This is a genomic window from Phenylobacterium sp. Root1290, from assembly GCF_001425305.1.
GTDB lineage: Bacteria > Pseudomonadota > Alphaproteobacteria > Caulobacterales > Caulobacteraceae > Phenylobacterium.
This window is the reverse complement of record NZ_LMEE01000001.1, coordinates 1,046,747-1,067,103: the sequence shown is the minus strand read 5'-3', so window position 1 is coordinate 1,067,103 and position 20,357 is coordinate 1,046,747. Positions and strand designations below refer to the sequence as shown.

General features: G+C 68.0%; 16 protein-coding genes. 13 read left to right on the top strand and 3 right to left on the bottom strand.

Annotated features, from left to right (window positions below):
* Nucleotides 1-6 precede the first annotated feature (6 nt).
* The 3 genes from murG to murB are packed head-to-tail and all read left to right on the top strand — an operon-like array spanning nt 7 to nt 3,418.
* The gene (gene murG, locus ASC79_RS05165; RefSeq protein WP_056020639.1) at nt 7-1,104 is read left to right on the top strand and encodes an undecaprenyldiphospho-muramoylpentapeptide beta-N-acetylglucosaminyltransferase; all 1,098 of its coding nucleotides are present in this window, start codon (nt 7-9) and stop codon (nt 1,102-1,104) included.
* The gene (gene murC, locus ASC79_RS05160; protein WP_056020637.1) at nt 1,101-2,513 is read left to right on the top strand and encodes a UDP-N-acetylmuramate--L-alanine ligase; all 1,413 of its coding nucleotides are present in this window, start codon (nt 1,101-1,103) and stop codon (nt 2,511-2,513) included. Before murG ends, murC begins: the two co-directional genes overlap by 4 nt.
* Nucleotides 2,510-3,418, top strand: a complete 909-nt coding sequence (gene murB / locus ASC79_RS05155; protein ID WP_056020635.1) for a UDP-N-acetylmuramate dehydrogenase — start codon at nt 2,510-2,512, stop codon at nt 3,416-3,418. The genes murC and murB overlap by 4 nt, the downstream gene beginning before the upstream one ends.
* Nucleotides 3,419-3,429: 11 nt before the next feature.
* On the opposite strand, the gene ASC79_RS05150 is transcribed toward murB, so the two are convergent.
* Nucleotides 3,430-3,798 (bottom strand): PEPxxWA-CTERM sorting domain-containing protein, encoded by a 369-nt coding sequence (locus tag ASC79_RS05150; protein ID WP_200937077.1) that lies wholly within the window; start codon nt 3,796-3,798, stop codon nt 3,430-3,432.
* A 393-nt stretch (nt 3,799-4,191) separates the two neighbouring features.
* Between ASC79_RS05150 and ASC79_RS05145 the strand changes: the two genes are divergently transcribed.
* The 5 genes from ASC79_RS05145 to ftsZ all read left to right on the top strand — a co-directional run bounded on the left by ASC79_RS05145 (nt 4,192) and on the right by ftsZ (nt 10,664).
* Nucleotides 4,192-5,556, top strand: a complete 1,365-nt coding sequence (locus ASC79_RS05145; RefSeq protein WP_369817298.1) for a M20/M25/M40 family metallo-hydrolase — start codon at nt 4,192-4,194, stop codon at nt 5,554-5,556.
* The gene (locus tag ASC79_RS05140; RefSeq protein ID WP_056020626.1) at nt 5,553-6,518 is read left to right on the top strand and encodes a D-alanine--D-alanine ligase; all 966 of its coding nucleotides are present in this window, start codon (nt 5,553-5,555) and stop codon (nt 6,516-6,518) included. The genes ASC79_RS05145 and ASC79_RS05140 overlap by 4 nt, the downstream gene beginning before the upstream one ends.
* Nucleotides 6,466-7,380, top strand: a complete 915-nt coding sequence (locus ASC79_RS05135) for a cell division protein FtsQ/DivIB (protein ID WP_056020623.1) — start codon at nt 6,466-6,468, stop codon at nt 7,378-7,380. The genes ASC79_RS05140 and ASC79_RS05135 overlap by 53 nt, the downstream gene beginning before the upstream one ends.
* Nucleotides 7,381-7,520: 140 nt before the next feature.
* The gene (gene ftsA, locus ASC79_RS05130; protein WP_235528749.1) at nt 7,521-8,732 is read left to right on the top strand and encodes a cell division protein FtsA; all 1,212 of its coding nucleotides are present in this window, start codon (nt 7,521-7,523) and stop codon (nt 8,730-8,732) included.
* 327 nt (nt 8,733-9,059) lie between these two features.
* On the top strand, nt 9,060-10,664 hold the full coding sequence (gene ftsZ, locus ASC79_RS05125; protein WP_056020617.1) for a cell division protein FtsZ: 1,605 nt from the start codon (nt 9,060-9,062) through the stop codon (nt 10,662-10,664).
* Nucleotides 10,665-10,717: 53 nt separating this feature from the next.
* Here ftsZ and ASC79_RS05120 read toward each other — a convergent pair whose 3' ends face one another.
* Nucleotides 10,718-11,497 carry a GNAT family N-acetyltransferase gene (locus ASC79_RS05120; RefSeq protein WP_056020614.1) on the bottom strand — a complete coding sequence of 260 codons (780 nt, stop codon included), beginning with the start codon at nt 11,495-11,497 and terminating at the stop codon, nt 10,718-10,720.
* A gap of 379 nt (nt 11,498-11,876) precedes the next feature.
* On the opposite strand from ASC79_RS05120, the gene lpxC reads away from it, so the two are divergent.
* The 5 genes from lpxC to ASC79_RS05095 all read left to right on the top strand — a co-directional run bounded on the left by lpxC (nt 11,877) and on the right by ASC79_RS05095 (nt 18,492).
* Nucleotides 11,877-12,770 (top strand): UDP-3-O-acyl-N-acetylglucosamine deacetylase, encoded by an 894-nt coding sequence (lpxC, locus tag ASC79_RS05115; protein WP_056020611.1) that lies wholly within the window; start codon nt 11,877-11,879, stop codon nt 12,768-12,770.
* A gap of 118 nt (nt 12,771-12,888) precedes the next feature.
* Complete coding sequence (locus ASC79_RS05110; protein WP_082531940.1) at nt 12,889-13,911, top strand: outer membrane protein assembly factor BamD; 1,023 nt, start codon at nt 12,889-12,891, stop codon at nt 13,909-13,911.
* 58 nt (nt 13,912-13,969) lie between these two features.
* Nucleotides 13,970-15,667 carry a DNA repair protein RecN gene (recN, locus tag ASC79_RS05105; protein ID WP_056020608.1) on the top strand — a complete coding sequence of 566 codons (1,698 nt, stop codon included), beginning with the start codon at nt 13,970-13,972 and terminating at the stop codon, nt 15,665-15,667.
* On the top strand, nt 15,660-18,014 hold the full coding sequence (ligA, locus tag ASC79_RS05100) for an NAD-dependent DNA ligase LigA (protein WP_056020605.1): 2,355 nt from the start codon (nt 15,660-15,662) through the stop codon (nt 18,012-18,014). Before recN ends, ligA begins: the two co-directional genes overlap by 8 nt.
* Nucleotides 18,015-18,081: 67 nt before the next feature.
* Nucleotides 18,082-18,492 (top strand): EVE domain-containing protein, encoded by a 411-nt coding sequence (locus tag ASC79_RS05095; protein ID WP_200937076.1) that lies wholly within the window; start codon nt 18,082-18,084, stop codon nt 18,490-18,492.
* 30 nt (nt 18,493-18,522) lie between these two features.
* Here ASC79_RS05095 and ASC79_RS05090 read toward each other — a convergent pair whose 3' ends face one another.
* Complete coding sequence (locus ASC79_RS05090) at nt 18,523-20,340, bottom strand: aminopeptidase P family protein (RefSeq protein ID WP_056020602.1); 1,818 nt, start codon at nt 20,338-20,340, stop codon at nt 18,523-18,525.
* Nucleotides 20,341-20,357 lie beyond the last annotated feature (17 nt).

The window sequence follows — 20,357 nt, the reverse complement described above, 5'->3', positions numbered from 1 at the left end:
CTCGTGATGCGCAAGATCGCTGTCGTCGCCGCCGGTGGAACCGGAGGGCATCTCTTTCCCGCACAGGCTCTAGCCGAGGCGCTGATCGCCCGTGGATGGCGCATCGTGCTGGCGTCCGACGAGCGCGCCGCCGCGTTCGCCGAGAGCTTCCCGGCCGAGGAGCGGATCGGGCTTTCGGCCCGCACCTTCCAGCGCGGCGACGTGGTCGCCATGGGCCAAGCCGGGATCGCCATCGTGCGCGGGGTCATGCAGGCCCGCGCCGCCTTCACGCGGATCGATCCGGCGGTCGTTGTCGGGTTCGGCGGCTACCCTTCGGTTCCCGGCCTGCTGGCGGGCATCACCCAGGGCCGGCCGACGCTGCTGCATGAGCAGAACGCCGTCATGGGACGCGCCAATCGCCGGCTGGCTGGCCACGTTCGCGCCGTCGCTTGCGCCTTCCCGGTGCTTCAGAAGGCGCCTGGGAGCGTCGCCGAGAACGCCGTCGTCGTCGGCAATCCGATCCGGCCCGACATCCGGGCCTTGGCTGACCATCTCTATACGCCGCCGACCGCCGACGGCCCGATCCGCTTGCTCATCACAGGCGGCAGCCAGGGCGCGCGCCTGCTCTCGGAATTGATGCCTGAAGCGATCAAGCAGCTGCCCGAAGACCTGCGTCACAGGCTCGACGTCCAGCAGCAGACGCGCAAGGAATCCATGGACAACGCCCGGCGGATCTATGCCGACGCGATGGTGAAGGCCGAGATCGCTCCGTTCTTCCGCGACATGGCCACGCGCCTGCGCGACGCGCATCTGGTGATCGGGCGCTCGGGCGCCGGATCGGTTTGCGAGTTCGCCGTCGCCGGCAAACCCGCCATCCTGGTCCCGCTGGCGATCGCGCTGGACGATGACCAGGGCCAGAACGCGCGCGTTATGGCCGAGGCCGGCGGCGCCGAGGTCGCGCGGGAAAACCAACTCACTGTGGATACGATGGCCGGCGCGCTGCAGAAGCTGTTGACCAACCCCGATCGCCTCGCGCGCATGGCCGCCGGCGCGCGCTCCATCGCCAAGCCTGACGCGGCCGAACGCCTGGCCGACCTGGTCGAGAGAACCGCCGTCCAAAAATGAACAAGCGCCCCGTCCCCTTCGCACTCGGCCCCGTGCACTTCATCGGCATCGGCGGCATCGGAATGAGCGGCATCGCCGAGATCATGCTGCGCATCGGCTATACGGTGCAGGGCTCCGACGCCAAGGCCAGCGCCAACACCGAGCGGCTGGAGAAGCTGGGCGCGAAGGTGTTCATCGGCCAGGGCGCCGCCAATGTCGAAGGCGCGTCGGCCATCGTCTACTCGACGGCCATCAAGGCCGATAATCCTGAGATGATCGCCGCCCGCGAGAAGCGCCTGCCGCTGGTCCATCGCGGCGAGATGCTCGCCGAACTGACCCGCCTGCAGTACTCGGTCTCGGTCGGCGGCACCCATGGCAAGACCACCACGACCTCGATGGTCGCCGCCCTGCTGGACGCGGGCGGCAAGGACCCGACCGTGATCAACGGCGGGATCATCAACGCCTACGGCACCAACGCCAAGGTCGGCGAGGGCGACTGGATGGTGGTCGAGGCCGACGAGAGCGACGGCACCTTCCTGAAGCTCAAGTCGACCTGCGCGATCGTCACCAACATCGACCCCGAGCACCTGGACCACTACGGCGACTTCGAGGCCGTGAAGAAGGCGTTCCAGGACTTCGTCGAGAACGTCCCGTTCTACGGCTTCGCCGCTGTCTGCACGGACCATCCCGAAGTCCAGGCTATGGCCGCGCGCGTGCAGAACCGCCGGGTCATTGCTTACGGGACCAATCCGCAAGCCGAGGTGCGCGCCGAGAAGATCAGCATGGGGCCGGACGGCTCGCGGTTCGACGCGGTCTTCGCCCCACAGGACGGCCCGACGACGCGGCTGGAGAACCTCCATCTGCCGATGGCCGGCCAGCACAACGTGCTGAACGCCACGGCTGCGATCGCGGTCGCCCGTGAACTTGGGGTCTCCGACGACGATATCCGAAAGGGCCTGGCGGGGTTCGGCGGAGTGAAGCGGCGCTTCACGACGACCGGCGTGGCGAACGGGGTGCGGGTCATCGACGACTACGGCCATCACCCGGTCGAGATCGCCTCGGTGCTGAAGGCCGCGCGCGCGGTGACCGAGGGGCGCGTCGTCGCTGTGGTCCAGCCGCACCGCTACACTCGCCTGCACGACCTGTTCAACGAGTTCTGCGGCTGCTTCAACGACGCCGACACGGTGATCGTCGCCGACGTCTACACGGCGGGCGAGACGCCGATCGCCGGCGCCGACCGCGACGGGCTGGTCGAGGGCCTGCGCCGTTTCGGCCACCGTCGGGCGCTGGCCCTGGAGAGTCCCGCCGAACTCGCGCGGCTTGTGCATGAGGAGGCGAGGACCGGAGATCTCGTGGTCTGCCTCGGCGCTGGCGACATTACCGCCTGGGCGCACGCGCTGCCCGGGCAGCTTGAGGCGTTGAACAAATGAGCTGGCGAGACCACCTGCCGGAAGTACGCGGCCGCCTGCTTCGCGACGAACCCCTCGGTCCCTTCACCTGGTTTCGGGTGGGCGGCGCCGCTGAGGTCCTGTTCCTCCCGGCCGATGAAACGGACCTGAGCGATTTCCTGCAGGCGCTGCCGCACGAGGTCCCTGTCACCGTGCTCGGCGTCGGGTCCAATGTGATCGTGCGGGACGGCGGCGTCGAAGGCGTGGTCATCCGCTTGGCCGGCAAGGCGTTCGCCGAAGTCTCAATTGACGAGGAAGAGGGCTGGGTCATCGCCGACGCCGGCGCGCTGGATTCGATGGTCGCCAAGGCGGCGGCCAAGGCCGGCCTGGCTGGGCTCGAGTTCTATGCGGGGATCCCGGGGACCATCGGCGGTGCGCTGACCATGAACGCCGGCTGCTACGGCAGCGAGACGAAGGACGTGCTCCTCTCGGCCTGGGGGTTTGACCGCAGCGGCGAGGTCGTCAGCTATTCCCTCGAAGACTTCGGCTACACCTACCGCCACAGCGCCGTGGAGCCTGGTGAAGTGATCTGGATCCAGGCGGTGTTTCAAGGCCGCCCGGACGAACCCTCCGCGATCGAGGCGAGGATGGCCGAGATCACCGCGCGCCGCGAAACCACGCAGCCGATCCGCGAGAAGACTGGCGGCTCGACATTCAAGAACCCGACTGGCCATTCGTCATGGAAGCTGGTCGATGAAGCTGGCTGGCGGGGCAAGCCGTTCGGCGGCGCGATGTTCTCGCCACTGCACTCGAATTTCCTGATCAACACCGGCGAGGCCACCGCGGCCGACCTGGAAGGCCTGGGCGAGGCGGTGCGCACGGACGTGAAGGCGAAGACCGGCGTCGAGCTGGAATGGGAGATCAAGCGGATCGGCCGGACGGCCTGACGCCGCGCCGGCTATTTCGCCAGGAAGTTGCGGCGGCGGCCGGCGCGAACCGCCGCGCCCGCGATGCCGAAGCCGACGATCATCATCGCCCAGTTGGCAGGCTCTGGCACTGCGGCCGACACCAGCCGCAGCTGGGCGCGAAGCTCGGCCGAGGTCTTGTCTTTTTCCTTCGTCCAGAACTCTTCGACGGGGTTCCCGTCATGGACCAGGCCTGAGATATCGAGCGCGTAAAGCTTGCCGTCGATCTTGACGAGTTCGGTCTGTTTCGCAGGGGATCCCGCGAAATTGTTGAAAATAGTTGTGGCTGCAGCAGGTGGAGATGTGACGGCGCCTAGCGACAGCATGACTGCCGCGGCGAGCCCTAGCGAGCACGCCTTCATCTGTAACCTCATAGTCCCGAGCTTGTGTCGTCGCACCCGACGAAACCTAGTTAACGCGTAACGCCGTTACGCTGCGATTACAAGCTGGAATAGAGATTCTCGGGAAATCGCCTGAGTACAAGCTTGACCATTCAAGGGGCGGTTCAACTGGGGTCGTTCAGTATTCGCGTGGTTGGCGACTTTCGCGTTAATGTAAGGTTTACGATTGCGTGAATTGCGACCGCGTTCTCCGGTTTGGTGAATCGAGCGTGCAGATCAGGTGCGCGAAATCCGCGGTTGCAGCTCCGAAATAACACTGACTTGCTCGGCTGCCTGCGACCAAGGCGCTATGAACCGTGGGAGCAGCTTGACAGCATCCCCGACCAGAGGCACGCGCCGCAAATGCGCATTGCCTTGCTTGCGGCCGCTGCCGCCACCCTGCTTTCCTCCACCGCCGTTTACGCTGCGGATTTGGCCGCCACCGCCGTCGCTTTGCGGGACAAGGCGCTGGTCGACACCACCGCTTGGGACGTGACCGAATCCCTGACCACGGAGATTGGCGCCCGCCCCCAGGGCTCGCCCGCCATGGACCGTGCTCGCGACTGGGGCGTGGCCAAGCTGAAGGCCCTCGGCTTCGAGAACGTCCACGTCGAGACCTTCGAAACCGAGTCGTGGCTGCGCGGCGCAGAGGCGGCCGAGGTGACGGCGCCATTCCCGCAGAAGCTGCAAATTCTCGGCCTTGGCCGTTCGGCCGCGACCCCGGTCGGAGGACTGGAGGCGGAGATCGCGCTTTTCCGCAGCTACGATGAGCTCCTGGCCCAACCGCCGGGCGCTCTGAAGGGCAAGATCGCCGTCGTGACCGAGCCGATGCGCCGGACGCAGGACATCCGCGGCTATGCCGGCGCGGTCCGCACCCGTTCGGGCGGCGTCGAGGCCGCCAAGCGCGGCGCAGTCGGCTATCTGGTCCGGTCGATCTCCACGGACGACACCCGCCTGCCGCATGGCGGCGGGGCGGCTATCTCGGGCATCCCCATGGCGGCGCTTTCGCCGCCGGACGCCGAGCTGCTGGAGCGTATGGTCGCGCGCGGCAAGCCCGTGCGCATCAAGCTGTCGATGGCGTCGACCTATCGGACCAAGGCGCCGGCCTACAACGTCGTCGGCGAGATCAAGGGCCGGGAGAGGCCAGATGAGGTCGTCGTCATTGGCGGCCACCTGGACTCCTGGGACGCCGGCACCGGCGCGGTCGACGATGCGGCCGGCATCGGCGTAACGACGGCGGCCGCCAAGCTCATCTCCGATCTGCCTCAACGCCCGCGCCGGACGATCCGCGTGGTCATGTGGGGCGCTGAGGAGCAGGGCGGGTCGGGCGCTGCCTACGCCGACGCCCACAAGGACGAGGTCCCCAATCTGATCGTGGCCGGCGAGAGCGATCTGGGCGCGGGCGAGATCTTCAACGCCAAGCTGCCTGCGGGCAGCCTGACTCATCCGGCCATGAAGGCCTTTGCCGCTGCGGCTGTCCCGCTACGCGTGATCATCTCCCGCGAGCCGGCGGTGGACGGCGGCGCGGACGTGGCGGGCCTCAGGCGCCTGGGCACGCCGGTCGTGGAGTTCCAGCAGGACGCGACCCGCTACTTCGACCTCCACCATTCGGCGGACGACACCCTGGACAAGGTCGACCCCAAAGAACTCGCGCAGAACGTGGCCGTCTGGGCCGCCTTCGTTTACACCGTGGCGGACAGCGATATCGACTTCCGCAAGACTGCGAGCGCAAGCCAGTGAGCCTTCCCCTCTCCGGACATCACGTCGCCCTGCTGCTGGGCGGCCTCTCCTCCGAACGCGAGGTCAGCCTTTCGTCAGGACGGGAGTGCGGCGCTGCGCTCGAACGCCTGGGCGCCAAGGTCACCTATGTCGACGCCGGCCGCGATCTGGCGCAGGTGCTGAGCGCGCTGAAGCCGGACGTGTGCTTCAACGCCCTCCACGGCGAATGGGGGGAGGACGGCTGCGTTCAGGGCATCCTGGAGACGCTGAAAGTCCCCTACACCCACTCGGGCGTGCTGGCGTCCGCGCTGGCCATGGACAAGGCCAAGGCCAAGGCGGTGATGGCCGCGGCGGGGGTCACCGTGCCGGGCGGCGGCCTCTTCAACCGGCACGTCGCGGCGGCTGACCACGTCATGCCTCCGCCATATGTGATCAAGCCTAACGCCGAAGGATCGTCGGTCGGCGTGTTCATCGTTCGGGAGGGCGCGAATCGCCCGCCGCAGGAGCTGAAGTCGCCCGACTGGACCTTCGGCGAAGAGGTGATGATCGAGCCCTATGTTCGCGGAAAGGAGCTCGCTGTTGCCGTAATGGACGGCAAGGCGATGACCGTTACCGACATCATCCCGCAGACTGAATTTTACGATTACGAAGCCAAGTACGCGCAGGGCGGTTCCGTGCACGTCGTGCCGGCCGATATTCCCCCTCATGTCTTTGAAAAGGCGCTGGAATTGTCGGAGAAGGCGCACGCTGCTCTTGGTTGCCGAGGGGTTACCCGCTCCGACCTTCGTTATGACGACATTAACGACATTCTGGTCCTTCTGGAGGTCAACACCCAGCCCGGCATGACGCCCACCTCGCTCGCTCCAGAGCAGGCGGCTCACAAGGGGGTGGATTTCGACCGTCTGGTGCTTTGGATCACGGAGGATGCGTATGCCCGCGGCACTGCGGGGGGAGTCGCGAGCACAAGCGAAGCCCCGGGCTAAGACGCCCGCTAGCTCCAAGTCCGCCCCCCGCGCGAGGAAGCCGGGGGCGTCGTACGCGCCTGCCAAGTTGGGCGCCGCGCGCGGCGTAGGGCTGTCGCCCTGGCACGCGCTGATTGCGGCCGCCGGCGTGGTCGCGATCGCTCTGACCGTCACCATGGCCACTGGCCATCGCAGCGAAAAGCTGGGCGCGTCCATGGGCTCGGCCGTCGGCGGCGGGTTCGCCGGCGTCGGCTTCAAGCTGAAAGCCATTCACGTCGAGGGCGCGTCCGAGATGGCGACGGCCGACATCCTGCGCGCCGCTGCCGTCTATCAGGACGAGCCGGTGCTGGGGATGGACTTGGAGGCCATTCGCCAACGGATCGAGGCTGTGGGCTGGGTGAAGGAAGCGCGCGTCGTTCGCCTGCTGCCCGACACCCTGGTCCTGGCCGTGGTGGAGCGCCAGCAACTGGCTGTCTGGCAGAACGGTGGCCGCAGCCACGTGATCGACGAGACGGGGAGGGTGATCCCGGAGGCCGATCCCGGCCGGTTCCCGACGTTGCCGCTGATCGTCGGCGCGGGCGCCAACGAGGCCGCCTCCGCGATCCTGCCGGAAGTGGCGGCCCGGCCGCGCCTGGCCGAGCGGACCGAGGCGCTGGTGCGCGTCGATGGCCGCCGCTGGGACTTGAGGATGAAAGACGGCTCGCTGGTGCAACTGCCGGCGGTCGACGAGGGCGCGGCCCTGATCCAGCTCGAACAGCTCGATCAGCGCTCGCGCATTCTGGAACTGGGCTTCGAGCGGATCGATCTGCGCGATCCGACCGTGGTGGCCGTGCGCCCGCGCGACGGCGTGCTGCCGGGCCAATTGGTCGCCAACGGCGCGTGAGACTTAAGGAAGGACGTAAGGACTTGTCGACCCGGGTTGAGGAACGCAAGGAAAGCCGCGAGGGCCTGAAGGCCGCGCTGAGCCGCCAGCCGGTGGTGGCCGCCGTGGATCTGGGCGCGTCCAAGGTCACGTGCTTCATCATGAAGCCGGACGGCGTGCGCCGTGGCGATCGCACCCTGACCGCCGCCGGCGTCGGCTATGTCCAGTCGCGCGGTGTGCGCGGCGGCGCGATCATCAACCTCGACGAGGCGTCCGACGCCATCGCTCAGGCCGTGGAGCGGGCCGAGAACGTCGCTGGCGTGCAGGTCCAGGGCGTCACGGTCGCCACTGCCGGCGGCCAGCTCACCAGCCATCGCATCGCCGGCCGCGTGTCGCTTGGCGCGCGCCCCATCAACGATGGCGACCTGGTCCGCGCGATCCAGCAGGCCCTCTCCCAGATCAAGATTCCCGGCCGCCGGGCCGCGCACATTCTGCCCGTCGCCTGGAGCGTGGACGGCCAAGCCGCGATTCGTGATCCGCGCGCCATGTTCGGCCGGTCGCTCGGCGTGGAACTGCTGGTCGTGACCGTCAGCGAGGCCGTCTACCAAACCTTGGGCGCCTGCGTTGAGCGCGCCCACCTCCAGTTCGAAGGCGTCGTCGCCGCGCCGTTCGCCTCGGCGCTCGCTGCGCTGGAAGAGGACGAGATGGACCTGGGTGCGGTCTGCATCGACATGGGCGGCGGCTCGACCTCCGCGGCCGTGTTCGCGGGCGGCAGCCTGATCCACGTCGAAACCCTTCCGGTCGGCGGCAGCCATGTCACCGCCGACATCGCCCGCGGCCTGTCGACCTCGGTCGCCGGCGCCGAGCGCATCAAGACCCTGCACGGCTCGGCCATCGCCTCGGCCAACGAAGACCGCGAGATGATCGAGGCGCCGCCGCGCGGCGACGATCCAGGCGCGGGGCCCGTCATCGCGCCGCGGTCGCTGCTGAAGGGCATCATCGCCCCGCGCGTCGAAGAGACCCTGGAACTGCTCCGCGATCGCCTGAAGGCCTCCGGCGCTCCGGTCGAGGCCGGCGCCGGCCTGGTTCTCACTGGCGGCGCAAGTCAACTTGCGGGCGTGCGCGAAGTCGCCGTCCGGGTCTTCGACCGGCCGGTCCGCCTCGGCCGTCCACGCCGCGTGCCGCACTTGGCCGATGCGGCTTCAGGCCCGGCGTTCTGCGCCGCCGCCGGGGTGCTGCAGCGCGCGGCGTTCGGTCCGCGGGAAGCGGTTTCGGCCAAGGCTCTGGCCAGCGCCAAACTGCGCCGTGAGCCGCTCGACCCCAAGGCCAACCCGGTCGCCAAGGCCGCCGCCTGGCTGCGCGAGAACCTCTGAACAGGGGATTTCAAGCTTCGCCGTGAGGGTGAATCGGGGACTTCGCATGCTCGCGCAGGATGCAAAACCCTGTTCATTGAGCGCCTTAGCGCCAGGGGCCCTCTAGCCGACGAACGTGCTGCAAGTCGGCCCGCGTGGTTAACGCTCAAGCCTTACACAGCAAGAAATTTTGTTGTGGATGCGCCTTCACGCGCCTCCGACTCGCCTTATGCAGTTAACCGCCAATTAACGATGGTGGGCGCTTCCTTAACGCCAGCCGTCGCGGGAACCAGGCGGGCGGGTCGCCTTCAGTTCCCTTGACCACGGTACGGAGGACACAGGGTCCCAATGGCTATCGCACTTTCCGCGCCTCGCGCGACCGAACTGAAGCCGCGGATCGTTGTGTTCGGCGTCGGGGGCGCCGGGGGCAACGCCGTTAACAATATGATCGAGGCCCACCTCGAGGGCGTCGAATTCGTCGTCGCCAACACCGACGCCCAGCAGCTGGCGTTCGCCAAGACGGATCGCCGGATCCAGCTCGGCGTCCAGGTGACCCAGGGCCTCGGCGCCGGGGCTCATCCGGAAGTCGGGATGAGCGCGGCCGAGGAATCGATCCCGGAGATCGGTGAGCACCTCGACGGCGCCCACATGATCTTCATCACTGCCGGCATGGGCGGCGGCACCGGCACCGGCGCCGCGCCGATCATCGCCAAGTGCGCCCGCGAGCGCGGCATCCTGACCGTCGGCGTGGTGACCAAGCCCTTCCACTTCGAAGGCCGCCATCGCATGCGTCTGGCCGACGCCGGCATCGGCGAGCTGCAGCGCTACGTCGACACCCTGATCGTCATCCCGAACCAGAACCTGTTCCGGGTCGCCAACGAGCGGACCACCTTCGCTGAAGCCTTCGGCATGGCCGACCAGGTCCTGCACTCGGGCGTCCGCTCGATCACCGATCTGATGGTGCTGCCGGGCCTGATCAACCTCGACTTCGCCGACGTCCGCACGGTCATGACCGAGATGGGCAAGGCGATGATGGGCACAGGCGAGGCGACCGGCGAAGACCGCGCCCTGATGGCCGCCCAGAACGCGATCGCCAACCCGCTGCTGGACGAAGTCTCGCTGAAGGGCGCCAAGGCCGTGCTGGTCAACGTGACCGGCGGTCTGGACATGACCCTGCTGGAAGTCGACGAAGCGGCGAACGCCATCTCCGAACAAGTCGACGCCGAAGCCAACATCATCTTCGGCGCGGCCTTCGATCCGACGCTGGACGGCGTCATGCGCGTGTCGGTGGTCGCCACCGGCATGGACGGCGCCTCCATCGCGGCGATCGAGCCGAAGGTCGAGCGCCGACCGCTGACCGCGCCGCCGCTGCGCGCCGAGACAACTCGTCCGGCCCCGGTGACCGAGCCGGTCATGCGCGCGACCCCGAGCTACGAACGTCCGGCTCCGCCGAGCTTCGCTGACCGCCCGGCGCCGCGCTATCCGGAACCGGCTGCTTATGTGCCGGCGACGGCGCCTGTCGCCGCCGCCCCGGCGCCTGCACCCGCTCCGGCGCCTGAGCCGGTCAAGGCCGTGTTCGAGGAAGAGCAGGGCGATCTCTACAGCGCTCCGGCGCCCGCGCCGACCCCGGCTCCGGTGGTCTCCGCTGCGCCTGAACCGCAGATCACCCGCCCGATGACCAAGATCGTCGATCCGTCGGTCGAGGAATTCGAAGAAGAGCCGCTGTTCGCTGAGCCGGCCTACGAGGAGCGGCGCCCGCAACGCAGCGGCTTCCTCAGCCTCTTCGGCAGCCGCCCGCGCTACGAGCAACAACCTGCGCCGCAGCCGGCTCGCCAACAGGCGCCGGTCAGCCGTGGCGGAGCGCTCCCTGCCGAGCAGCCGGCCCAGGAAGCCCAGTTCGATAGCCAGGAAGATCTGGAGATTCCGTCCTTCCTGCGCCGCCTGGCCAACTAAGTCCGAGCAAAATCAATGTGAAACGGCCGGGCGTCGCCCGGCCGTTTTGCGTTTCAGGCGCTGGCGAACGCCCAGGTCGGCCCGAGGAACCGAAGTCCGAGCTTGGCAGCGACGCGCTGCGAGGCGTGATTGCCATGAGCGGTGCTGTAGAAGAGCGAGCGCTCGGCGAGGGCCGGATGGCTGCTCCAACCGGCGACGGCGAGGGCGGCGAGACCGCGGCCACGGAAGGGCGTCAGGGTTTCCAGGCCCAGCTCTGCGCCGCGCCCGCCAAGGCGGGAGGCGAAGGCCATCGACGCGATCTCCCCATCCTGCATGATCAGGCAGTAGGGCGGCCAGAGGTCTGCAACCTGGTGGAAATTCCGCGCTGCGAGGGCAGGCGGCATGCCATCGCGTGCGAACCGCTCTTCCAGTCGGGCCGCCTCGGGGCTTCCCGAAAGAACTGTCTCGGCCCGCCCAGGCGCGGACGTGCCGTGAGGCAGATGATAGGCGAGGCCCCGACTGGCGACGCATCCTGGGCCCAGCAGGGCAAGGTAGCGGTCGAGGTGGCGCGGCGCGCTGTCCGGATCGCCTAGCGGCGGTTCGTCCGCGGCCAGGTCGCTCAGCGCCGCAGCGAGGTCTTGGTCGACCTGCCTTCCGAGGCGCATGGCGACGCCTTCACAGCATCCCGCCAGGAACATTAGCGGCCCGGGGGAGCCGTCGGGGGCGGCTTCTCGGTCGATCCGTCCGTCGGGCGCAATGTCGAACCGGGTCTCGACTTCAAGATTGATCAGGCTCCAGGCCGACGGCGCAGGAGCCGCCGCGCTCGACGGAGCGGCGGGGGTGGGATGGGTCATGTCATGTCTCGTCACAGGGCGCGCGGGCCCTTGTCGGCCGTAGCCGGGATCGTGACGGTCGCGATCAGGTCGGGATCAGGCCGACGCCGAACGTCACGGATGATGGCGTTGCGTTGAGTGTCTTCATCGCGGCGCTCCGTGGCTGGCTCGATCCGTGACGAGAGGCTAAGAGGCTCCCGTTCCCCCTGTCAACGACGGTTGCGAATGCCATTGGAAGGCTCCTGCTTCCCCTTGAATCCTAAGGGTTTATTAACCGTCCCAAATCGAAACATTGCGAAACAGGAAGTGTTTTGCTGCGGCGCGGCATAACCCTTACCTGACAGTTGGGGCATGGTGCGGTTTGTTGGATCGCACGTCCGAACGAGGAAGGCGGCGAGTTTTGCGCGCACAAGAGTTTCAACACACCCTGCAGGGTCCGGCGATCTTCGCCGGCGTCGGCGTCCATACGGGCGCCTATACGCGTGTCGCCGTTCGTCCTGCGCCGACCAACTCCGGAATTGTCTTCGTCCGCACGGACGTGACCGACCGCGACAACCGCGTGCCGGTGTCAGGCGAAGCCGTGACCAAGACCCAGCTTGGCACTGTGATTGAGAATGCCGCCGGCGTCAGCGTCTCTACCATCGAGCACCTGATGGCTGCTCTGGTCATGTTGGGCGTCGACAATGCGGTCGTCGAACTCGATGGCCCCGAGATGCCGATCATGGACGGCTCGTCGCTGCCGTTCGTGCAGATCCTGGATCGCGCCGGCCGCCGTTCGCAGGATGCGCTGCGCACCTATATCGAGATCGTGGAGCCGATCGAGTTTGTCGACGGCGACAAGAGCGCCGTCCTGAAGCCGTCGGACGAGTTCGAAGTGGCCTTCGAGATTCGCTTTCCGTCGGCCGCTATCGGACGTCAGGCCGTCGACCTGGTCATGGACGAGCAGGCGTTCCGCACCGAGCTGGCCGACTGCCGCACTTTCGGCTTCCTGCATGAGGTCGAGTATCTGCGCTCCATCGGTCTGGCCCGTGGCGGTTCGATGGAAAACGCCGTGGTCATCGAGGGCGACCGCATTCTCAATCCGGAAGGCCTGCGCCGTCCGGATGAGTTCGTGCGTCATAAGGCCCTGGACGCTATTGGCGACCTGTATGTTCTGGGCGCGCCGATCCTCGGCCGCTTCGAGGGCGTGCTGGCCGGCCATAGCCTGAACAATCAACTGGTTCGCGCCCTGCTGGCCTCGCCGAAGTCGTGGCGCTATCGCACCCTCGCGCCGGAGCTGGCCGAAGCGGTCTGAGGCGCCACGTCGCGTCTGGATTTGGGCTTCGCCGCATTTGCGCCCTGCATTCCATGCTGTAGAAGCGGGGACTCGCAGCGCGGGGGCGCGCGTCGTTCCTTTAGAGGTGAAGGTGTCCTTGCTTCGCAATACCCGGACTCGCACGGCTCTTATAGTCGGCTGCGCCACACTCGCCCTGGCCTCCTGTGCGGGCAAGGAAGACAAGCCCCGTCTGGCTTATGAAGAGCGGCCGGTGGAGTTGCTCTACGCCACCGGTGCAGACCGGCTGGACCGCGGCCTGTGGAATCAGGCCGTCCAGTACTTCGGTGAAGTCGAACGCCAGCATCCCTATTCGGAGTGGTCGCGTCGCGCGATCCTGATGACGGCCTACGCCCACTATCAGGGCAACGACTATGCCGAAGCGATCGGTGACGCCGACCGCTTCATCTCGCTGTATCCGGGCAATCCGGCCGCCGCCTACGCCCACTATCTGAAGGCCATCTGCTACTTCGAGCAGATCGTCGATGTGGGTCGTGATCAGGCCGCGACGGGCCAGGCGCTGGCCAACCTGACCGAGATCGTTCAGCGCTATCCGCGTACCGAATATGCGGCCGACGCCCGGCTGAAGATCGACATGGTCAACGACCAGCTGGCCGGCAAGGAAATGACCATCGGCCGCTGGTACCTGCGGCAGGGCGACACCTTGGCCGCGATCGGCCGGTTCAAGACCGTTATCGACCGCTATCAGACCACCAGCCACACGCCCGAGGCGCTCTATCGTCTGGTGGAAGCGTATCTGACGCTGGGCCTGGCCGAAGAGGCCAAGCGCAACGGCGCCGTGCTTGGCTACAACTATCCGGGCGATGTCTGGTATCGCGACGCTTACAAGCTTCTGACCGACAGGGGCCTGCGCCCGGCGGTCGAGCCGTCGCAGTCGAAGAAGCCGAGCCTGGTCTCGCGCCTGCCGTTCGTGAAGGACAAGGAAGCCACCATCAGGCCGCCGGCCGCCGACGTTGCGCCTGTGGAGGCTCCGGCCGAAGCCGCGCCGCCGCCGGCGCTGGAAACGCCCTCCGCCGAAGCGCCTGCAGCCGTCCAGGAGGCCAAGCCCGAACAACGCCGAGGCCTGCTCTCGCGCATTCCGGGCCTGGGTGGCGGGAAATAGAACCTAAAGCGAACTTAAGCGTCTTCCGAACCGGCTGATTCCGGGCGATCTTGCAGCCATGCTGATCGGACTTTGGATCCGCGACGTCGTGCTCATCGAGGCCCTGGACCTGTCCATCGGCCCGGGGCTGACGGCGCTGACTGGTGAAACAGGGGCGGGCAAGTCGATCATCCTCGACAGCCTGGGCCTGGCCGTCGGCGCGCGCGCCGACGCCGGACTGGTGCGCCAGGGCGCTTCGCAAGCGGCGGTCTCGGCCGTGTTCGCGCCGGCGCCCGACCATCTGGTCTGGGATGTGCTGGAAGAGAAGGGCATCTCCTACGATCGCAGCGAAGACTTGGTGCTGCGCCGGACGCTGAGCGCCGACGGCCGCAGCCGCGCCTTCGTCAACGATCAGGCGACCAGCGCCACGGTCCTGCGCGAACTGGGCGAGATCCTGCTGGAGGTGCATGGGCAGCACGAGACGGTCGGCCTGCTGGATGCACGCAAGCATCGCCCGTTGCTGGACGCCTATGGCTCGCTCGGCGCGCTGACGGCGGGCGTATCTCGCGCCTGGGCCGACTGGCGGGCCGCGCGCAACCGGGCAGACGAGCTTCGCGAGATCGTCGCCCGTTCGGCGGCCGAGTCTGAAGAACTGACGCTGCGCCTGGCTGAGCTCGACCGCCTCGATCCGCGCGAGGGCGAGGAACCGGCTCTGGCCGAGGAGCGCGCCATTCTCGGCGCTTCTGAAAAGGCGCTGAGCGACATCTCCGAGGCCCGTCAGGCTTTCGAAGGCCTGGGCCCGCGCCTGGCCCAGGCGGTTCGGGCCATCGAGCATGCGCGAAGCCGCGCCGTCGCTGCAGGCGCGGCTGAGGATTCCCCCGCCGTCGCGCGCCTGACCCTGGCCAGCAGCGCTATCGACCGGGTGTTCAGCGAGGCGCAGGAGGCCGAGGCCGCGGTAGACGTCGCCGCGGAGGCCTTCGACTTCCGTCCCGATCAGCTCGAAAAGACCGAGGAGCGCCTGTTCGAACTGCGCGGGGTCGCCCGCAAGCTGCAGGTCAGTGTCGAGGAACTGCCGATCCTGCGGGTCCGCTTCGCCGAACGTCTCCAGGCGATGGAATCCTCGGAAGACGACCTCAAGGCCGCCGACGCGGCCGTCGCCGCAGCGCGCGCCGACTACCTCGCCCAGGCTGTCAAACTGACCGAGGCTCGCCGCGCTGCGGGCGAACGGCTGGCCGCCGCGGTCATGGGCGAACTTGGGCCGCTCAAGCTGGACAAGGCCCGCTTCCGCGTGGCGGTGGACGCGCTCGGGGAAGACAAGGCCGGCCCGACCGGCCTAGACCGCGTGGCGTTCGAGGTCGCAACCAATCCAGGCGCGCCGTTCGGCGACCTGGGCGCGATCGCGTCGGGCGGCGAACTCGCCCGCTTCGCTCTGGCGCTGAAGGCCTCTCTGGCCGGCCGCGCCGAGGGCGCGCAGCCGTTGATGATCTTCGATGAAGTCGATCAGGGTGTGGGCGGCGCGGTGGCCGACGCGGTGGGCCTGCGCCTCAAGCGCCTGGCGACCGACGCCCAGGTTCTGGTCGTCACCCATAGCCCTCAAGTCGCCGCGCGCGCCGAGGCGCACTGGCGCATTTCCAAGGCCGGCGACGCCGAGCGCATCCGGACCGCGGTGGAGACGCTGTCGCTGGCCGAGCGCGAGGAAGAGATCGCGCGAATGCTGGCCGGCGCTCAGATCACCGACGCCGCGCGGGCCGCCGCCAGAGCCTTGATGCATGCCTGACACGTCCAAAGCCGCCTCCGACCTCACCGAGGCCGAGGCCGTCGAAGAACTCACCTGGCTCGCGGACGAGATCGCCGCGCACGACATCCGCTATCATCAGCAGGATGCGCCCACGATTTCGGACGGCGAGTACGACGAGCTAAAGCGTCGGAACGCCGAGCTGGAAGCGGCCTTTCCGCATCTGATCCGCGAAAACTCTCCATCCTTGCGGGTCGGAGCGGCGCGGGCCGAGCAGTTCTCGCCGGTCGAGCATGGCGTGCCCATGCTCAGCCTCGACAACGCCTTCTCCAACACCGACGCCCTCGAATTCGACGCCCGCATCCGGCGCTTCCTGCGCCTGTCGGGCTCGGAGGAGGTCGCCTACACGGCCGAGCCGAAGATCGACGGCCTCTCGGCCTCGCTGCGCTACGAGAAGGGCGTCTTCGTCCAGGGCGCGACGCGGGGCGATGGTCGCGTGGGCGAGGACGTCACCGAGAACCTGCGCACGATCGCCGACATCCCGAAGCGCTTGTCCGGCGAGGGCTGGCCCGACGTCATCGAGATTCGCGGCGAGGTCTATCTCGGCCACGAGGAGTTCGCCGCGCTCAACGCCGCCAACGAGGCCGCGGGCCTGAAGACCTACGCCAATCCGCGCAACTCGGCGGCCGGCTCGCTCCGCCAGATCGATCCGAAGGTCACAGCCACGCGGCCGCTGAAGTTCTTCGCCTATGCCTGGGGGCTGCTCAGCGAGCCGTTCGCTCAGACCCAGTGGGATGCCTTGGCCAAGCTCAAGGCCTGGGGCTTCCAGACGACGCCCGAGAGCTGCCGGGTGATCAGCGGGCAAGGCCTGCTGGACGCCTATGCCGAGATGGAGGCCGTGCGGCCAAAGCTCGGCTACGACATCGACGGCGTCGTCTACAAAGTCGATCGCCTCGACTGGCAGCAGCGCCTGGGCTTCATCACCCGCACGCCACGCTGGGCCATCGCCCGCAAGTTCCCGGCCCAGCAGGCGCGGACGACCCTGGAGGCCATCGACATCCAGGTCGGCCGGACGGGCGCGATCACACCGGTGGCGCGGCTGCATCCGGTGACCGTCGGCGGAGTCGTCGTCGTCAACGCCACCCTGCACAACGCCGACGAGATCGCCCGCAAGGACGTGCGGATCGGCGACACGGTGATCCTCCAGCGGGCAGGCGACGTGATCCCGCAGATCCTCGGCTACGTGCCCGAGGAAAGGCCTGCAGACGCCGTGCCTTATGAGTTTCCCGCCGTCTGTCCGTGCGATCTGAAGACGCCGATCGTCAAGGAGACCACGGCCGCAGGCGCCGAGACCGTCGTGCGTCGCTGTTCGGGCGAGTTCGCCTGTCCGTTCCAGCGGATCGAGCACCTGCGCCACTTCGTGTCGCGCCGCGCGTATGACATCGAGGGGCTGGGCGAAAAGCAGCTGACCGCCTTCTTCGAGCGCGGCTGGGTCAGGGAGCCGGCCGATATCTTCCGGTTGGCCCGTGACGAGGAGAAGCTCGCCGAACTGCGCGCTACCGACGGCTACGGCGAGACGTCGATCAACAATCTGGTCGCAGCGATCAACGCCAAGCGGCGCATACCGCTGGACCGCTTCATCTTCGGCCTGGGCGTGCGCCACGTCGGCGAGACCACGTCGCTGGCGCTGGCGAGGCACTTCGAGACCTACGATCATTTCGTCCAGATCGCCCACGCGGCGGCGCAGCAGGTCGGTGGCGAGAACTACGCCGCGCTTGTCGACCTGGAGGGGCTCGGCCCCACCGCCGTCCGCGCGTTGCTGGACTTCGGCTCGGGCCGACAGGCGCTGCTGCTGCTGCCGGAGGAGACCTCGCTCGACAAGCGGCTGCAGCTGGCCGTGCCGAAGCTGAATTCGCGCGGCCGGACGGCCCTCATCGAGCGGTTCGGCGACTGGGACACGATCGCCGAAGTGGTGGGCGAGGCGGCGCGGGAAGAGCCAGGCGAGGAATTCCGGGAGCTCTCCGGCGTCGACGCCGTCGGCCCGGTCGCCGCGCGGATGATCGCCCAGTTCTTCGCCGAGCCGCACAACCGCGAAAAGGTCGAGGCCCTGCGCGCGCAGCTCGAAGAGGTCATTCCGGCCGAGCGGCCGAAGACGGACACCGCCGTCGCGGGCAAGACGATCGTCTTCACCGGCGCGCTGGAAAAGATGACCCGCGACGAGGCCAAGGCCCAAGCCGAGGCCTTGGGCGCCAAGGTTTCAGGCTCGGTGTCCAAGAAGACCGACCTCGTGGTGGCCGGACCCGGCGCAGGCTCGAAGCTGAAGACGGCCACTGACCTGGGCATCGAGGTGATGACCGAGGACGAGTGGTTGGCCCTGGTCGGCGGCTAGGCGTCGACCGGACTTGTCGTGGGACTGCGCAGTCCCCAACCTTGGACCAGATACAAGGAGCATCGCCGTGGCGTCGCACTGGCTCGTGAAGTCCGAACCGGACACCTATTCCTACGCCGATCTCGAACGGGACGGACGCACCGTCTGGGACGGCGTGCGCAACTTCGCGGCCGCCTCCCATCTGAAGTCGATGAAGATCGGCGATCAGGTGTTCTTCTACCACTCGCAAGAGGGCAAGGACGTCGTCGCCATCGCGCAGGTCGCCAGGGAGGCCTTTCCTGACGCCAGCGATCCGACGGGAAAGTTCGTCGCCGTGGAGCTGACCCCTGTCCGCAAGCTGGCCAAGTCGGTGACCCTGGCGGACATGAAGGCCAACCCGGCGCTGGCCGATATGGCGATGCTGCGCCAGGGGCGGCTTTCGGTCTCGCCGGTCAGCGCCGCCGATTGGGCCACGATCCTGAAGATGGCGGGCGAATAGCAGGAGCGCCTCGCGACGCTCCCGTAAGCGCTAAAGCGGCGCGCAGGCCGCTTCCAGCCAGGCGCGCACGTCCGGCTGCTCGACCCGCGGGCCGACCACCTCGAGCACCCGCGCATGGTAAGCGTCCATCTGCGCGCGCTCCTGCGCCGTCAGCATCTCCACCACGATCAGGCGGCGATCCATCGGCGCCAGGGTGAGGGTCTCGAAGCCCAGCATCTCGCGCTCGCCGCCGGGAATAGGCGCGGGCTCGGTGACGAACTGCAGGTTTTCGATGCGGATGCCGTAGGCGCCTTCCTTGTAGTAGCCGGGCTCGTTCGAGAGGATCATGCCAGGCCGCAGCGCCACGAAGTTCGGCAGCTTGGAGATCCGCTGCGGACCTTCATGCACGCCCAGATACGAGCCCACGCCGTGCCCGGTGCCGTGGTCGTAGTCGAGGCCGAGGTTCCAGAGCGGCGCGCGCGCCAGCACGTCCAGCGCCGAGCCGGTGGTCCCGGCGGGGAAACGGATCACCGCCAGCGCCAGGTGGCCCTTCAGCACCAGGGTGAAGCGCTCGCGCATCTCCTGGCTCGGCTCGCCGATCGCGACGGTGCGGGTGATGTCGGTGGTGCCGTCCAGGTATTGGGCCCCGGAATCGACGAGCAGCAGTGAGCCCTTCTCGGCCTGCTTGTTGAGGCGCGTCGTCGGCCGATAGTGGACGATGGCGCCGTTCGAGGCCGCGCCGGCGATGGTGTCGAACGAGAGGTCCTTCAGCGCGCCGGTGTCCTGGCGGAATCCTTCCAGGCGGGTGACCACCTCGACCTCGTCCACGGTGCGGCTTTGGCCCTCGGTAGCGACCCAATGCAGGAAGCGGGTGACGGCGACGCCGTCGCGAGCATGGGCCTCACGCGTGCCGGCGATCTCGACCGGGTTCTTGCAGGCGCGGGGCAAGGCGCAGGGATCTTCGCCGCGCACGACCTCGGCGCCGGCCTTGAGCAGGGTGTCGAAGTACCAGGCCGAGGATTGGCCCGGATCGATCAACACGCGCTTGCCCTTCAGGTCGGCGAGGGCCGCGGGCAGGTCGTCCGGCGTCTCCAAGGCCACTTCGTTGCCCAACCACGCACGCAGCTCTGGCGAGACCTTCACGGGATCGAGGAACAGGCGCGCCGATCCATCCTTGTTCAGGATCGCCTGGCCCAGCGGCAGGGGCGAGCGGATGACGTCGCCGCCGCGGACATTGAACAGCCACGCGATGGACGACGGCGCGGTCAGCACCGTGGCGTCGGCGTTCTTGCCGGCCAGGGCCTGGCCGATGCGGTTGCGCTTGGCCGAGGATTCCTCGCCCGCATGTATCAGGGCGTGCGGCACGACCGGCGCGGTGGGCTGGGACGGCCGGGCGGCGCCCCAGGCTTCATCCAGGGGGTTGGCGGCGACGGGCTTCAGCGCCGCGCCGGCCTTGGCGGCGGCGGCCTTCAGGCGCTCCAGCGCATCGGGCGAATGCAGGCGCGGATCGTAGCCGATGAGCTGGCCCTTGCCCGTAGCGGTCTCCAGATAGGCCGGGACGCCGCCCTCCACGAGATCGCGGATTTCAAAGACGTCGGCGTCGACCTGATCGCGGACCTGCAGGGTGTAGCGGCCGTCCACGAAGATCGCGGCCTTGTCGGCGAGGATCACCGCGGCGCCTGCCGAACCGGTGAAGCCGGTCGCCCAGCCCAGCCGGTCGTTGGCCTCGGGCAGGTACTCGTTCTGGTGTTCGTCCTCGTGGGGCACCAGGAAGCCGTCCAACCCTTGCGCCTTCATGGCCGCGCGGATCAGGGGGACGTGCTTCGGGCCGAAGGAAGGATCGGTGGTTTCATCAAAGGTCTGACGCATGGCGCGAACTTAGTCCC

Bases quoted from the DNA above. Each gene is read 5' to 3' on its own strand.
- murG (WP_056020639.1), top strand. From the start codon at position 7: ATGCGCAAGATCGCTGTCGTCGCCGCCGGTGGAACCGGAGGGCATCTC.
- recN (WP_056020608.1), top strand. From the start codon at position 13,970: ATGCTGATCGGACTTTGGATCCGCGACGTCGTGCTCATCGAGGCCCTG.
- murB (WP_056020635.1), top strand. From the start codon at position 2,510: ATGAGCTGGCGAGACCACCTGCCGGAAGTACGCGGCCGCCTGCTTCGC.
- ftsZ (WP_056020617.1), top strand. From the start codon at position 9,060: ATGGCTATCGCACTTTCCGCGCCTCGCGCGACCGAACTGAAGCCGCGG.
- murC (WP_056020637.1), top strand. From the start codon at position 1,101: ATGAACAAGCGCCCCGTCCCCTTCGCACTCGGCCCCGTGCACTTCATC.
- ASC79_RS05120 (WP_056020614.1), bottom strand. From the start codon at position 11,497: ATGACCCATCCCACCCCCGCCGCTCCGTCGAGCGCGGCGGCTCCTGCG.
- ASC79_RS05135 (WP_056020623.1), top strand. From the start codon at position 6,466: ATGCCCGCGGCACTGCGGGGGGAGTCGCGAGCACAAGCGAAGCCCCGG.
- ASC79_RS05150 (WP_200937077.1), bottom strand. From the start codon at position 3,798: ATGAAGGCGTGCTCGCTAGGGCTCGCCGCGGCAGTCATGCTGTCGCTA.
- ligA (WP_056020605.1), top strand. From the start codon at position 15,660: ATGCCTGACACGTCCAAAGCCGCCTCCGACCTCACCGAGGCCGAGGCC.
- ftsA (WP_235528749.1), top strand. From the start codon at position 7,521: ATGAAGCCGGACGGCGTGCGCCGTGGCGATCGCACCCTGACCGCCGCC.
- ASC79_RS05090 (WP_056020602.1), bottom strand. From the start codon at position 20,340: ATGCGTCAGACCTTTGATGAAACCACCGATCCTTCCTTCGGCCCGAAG.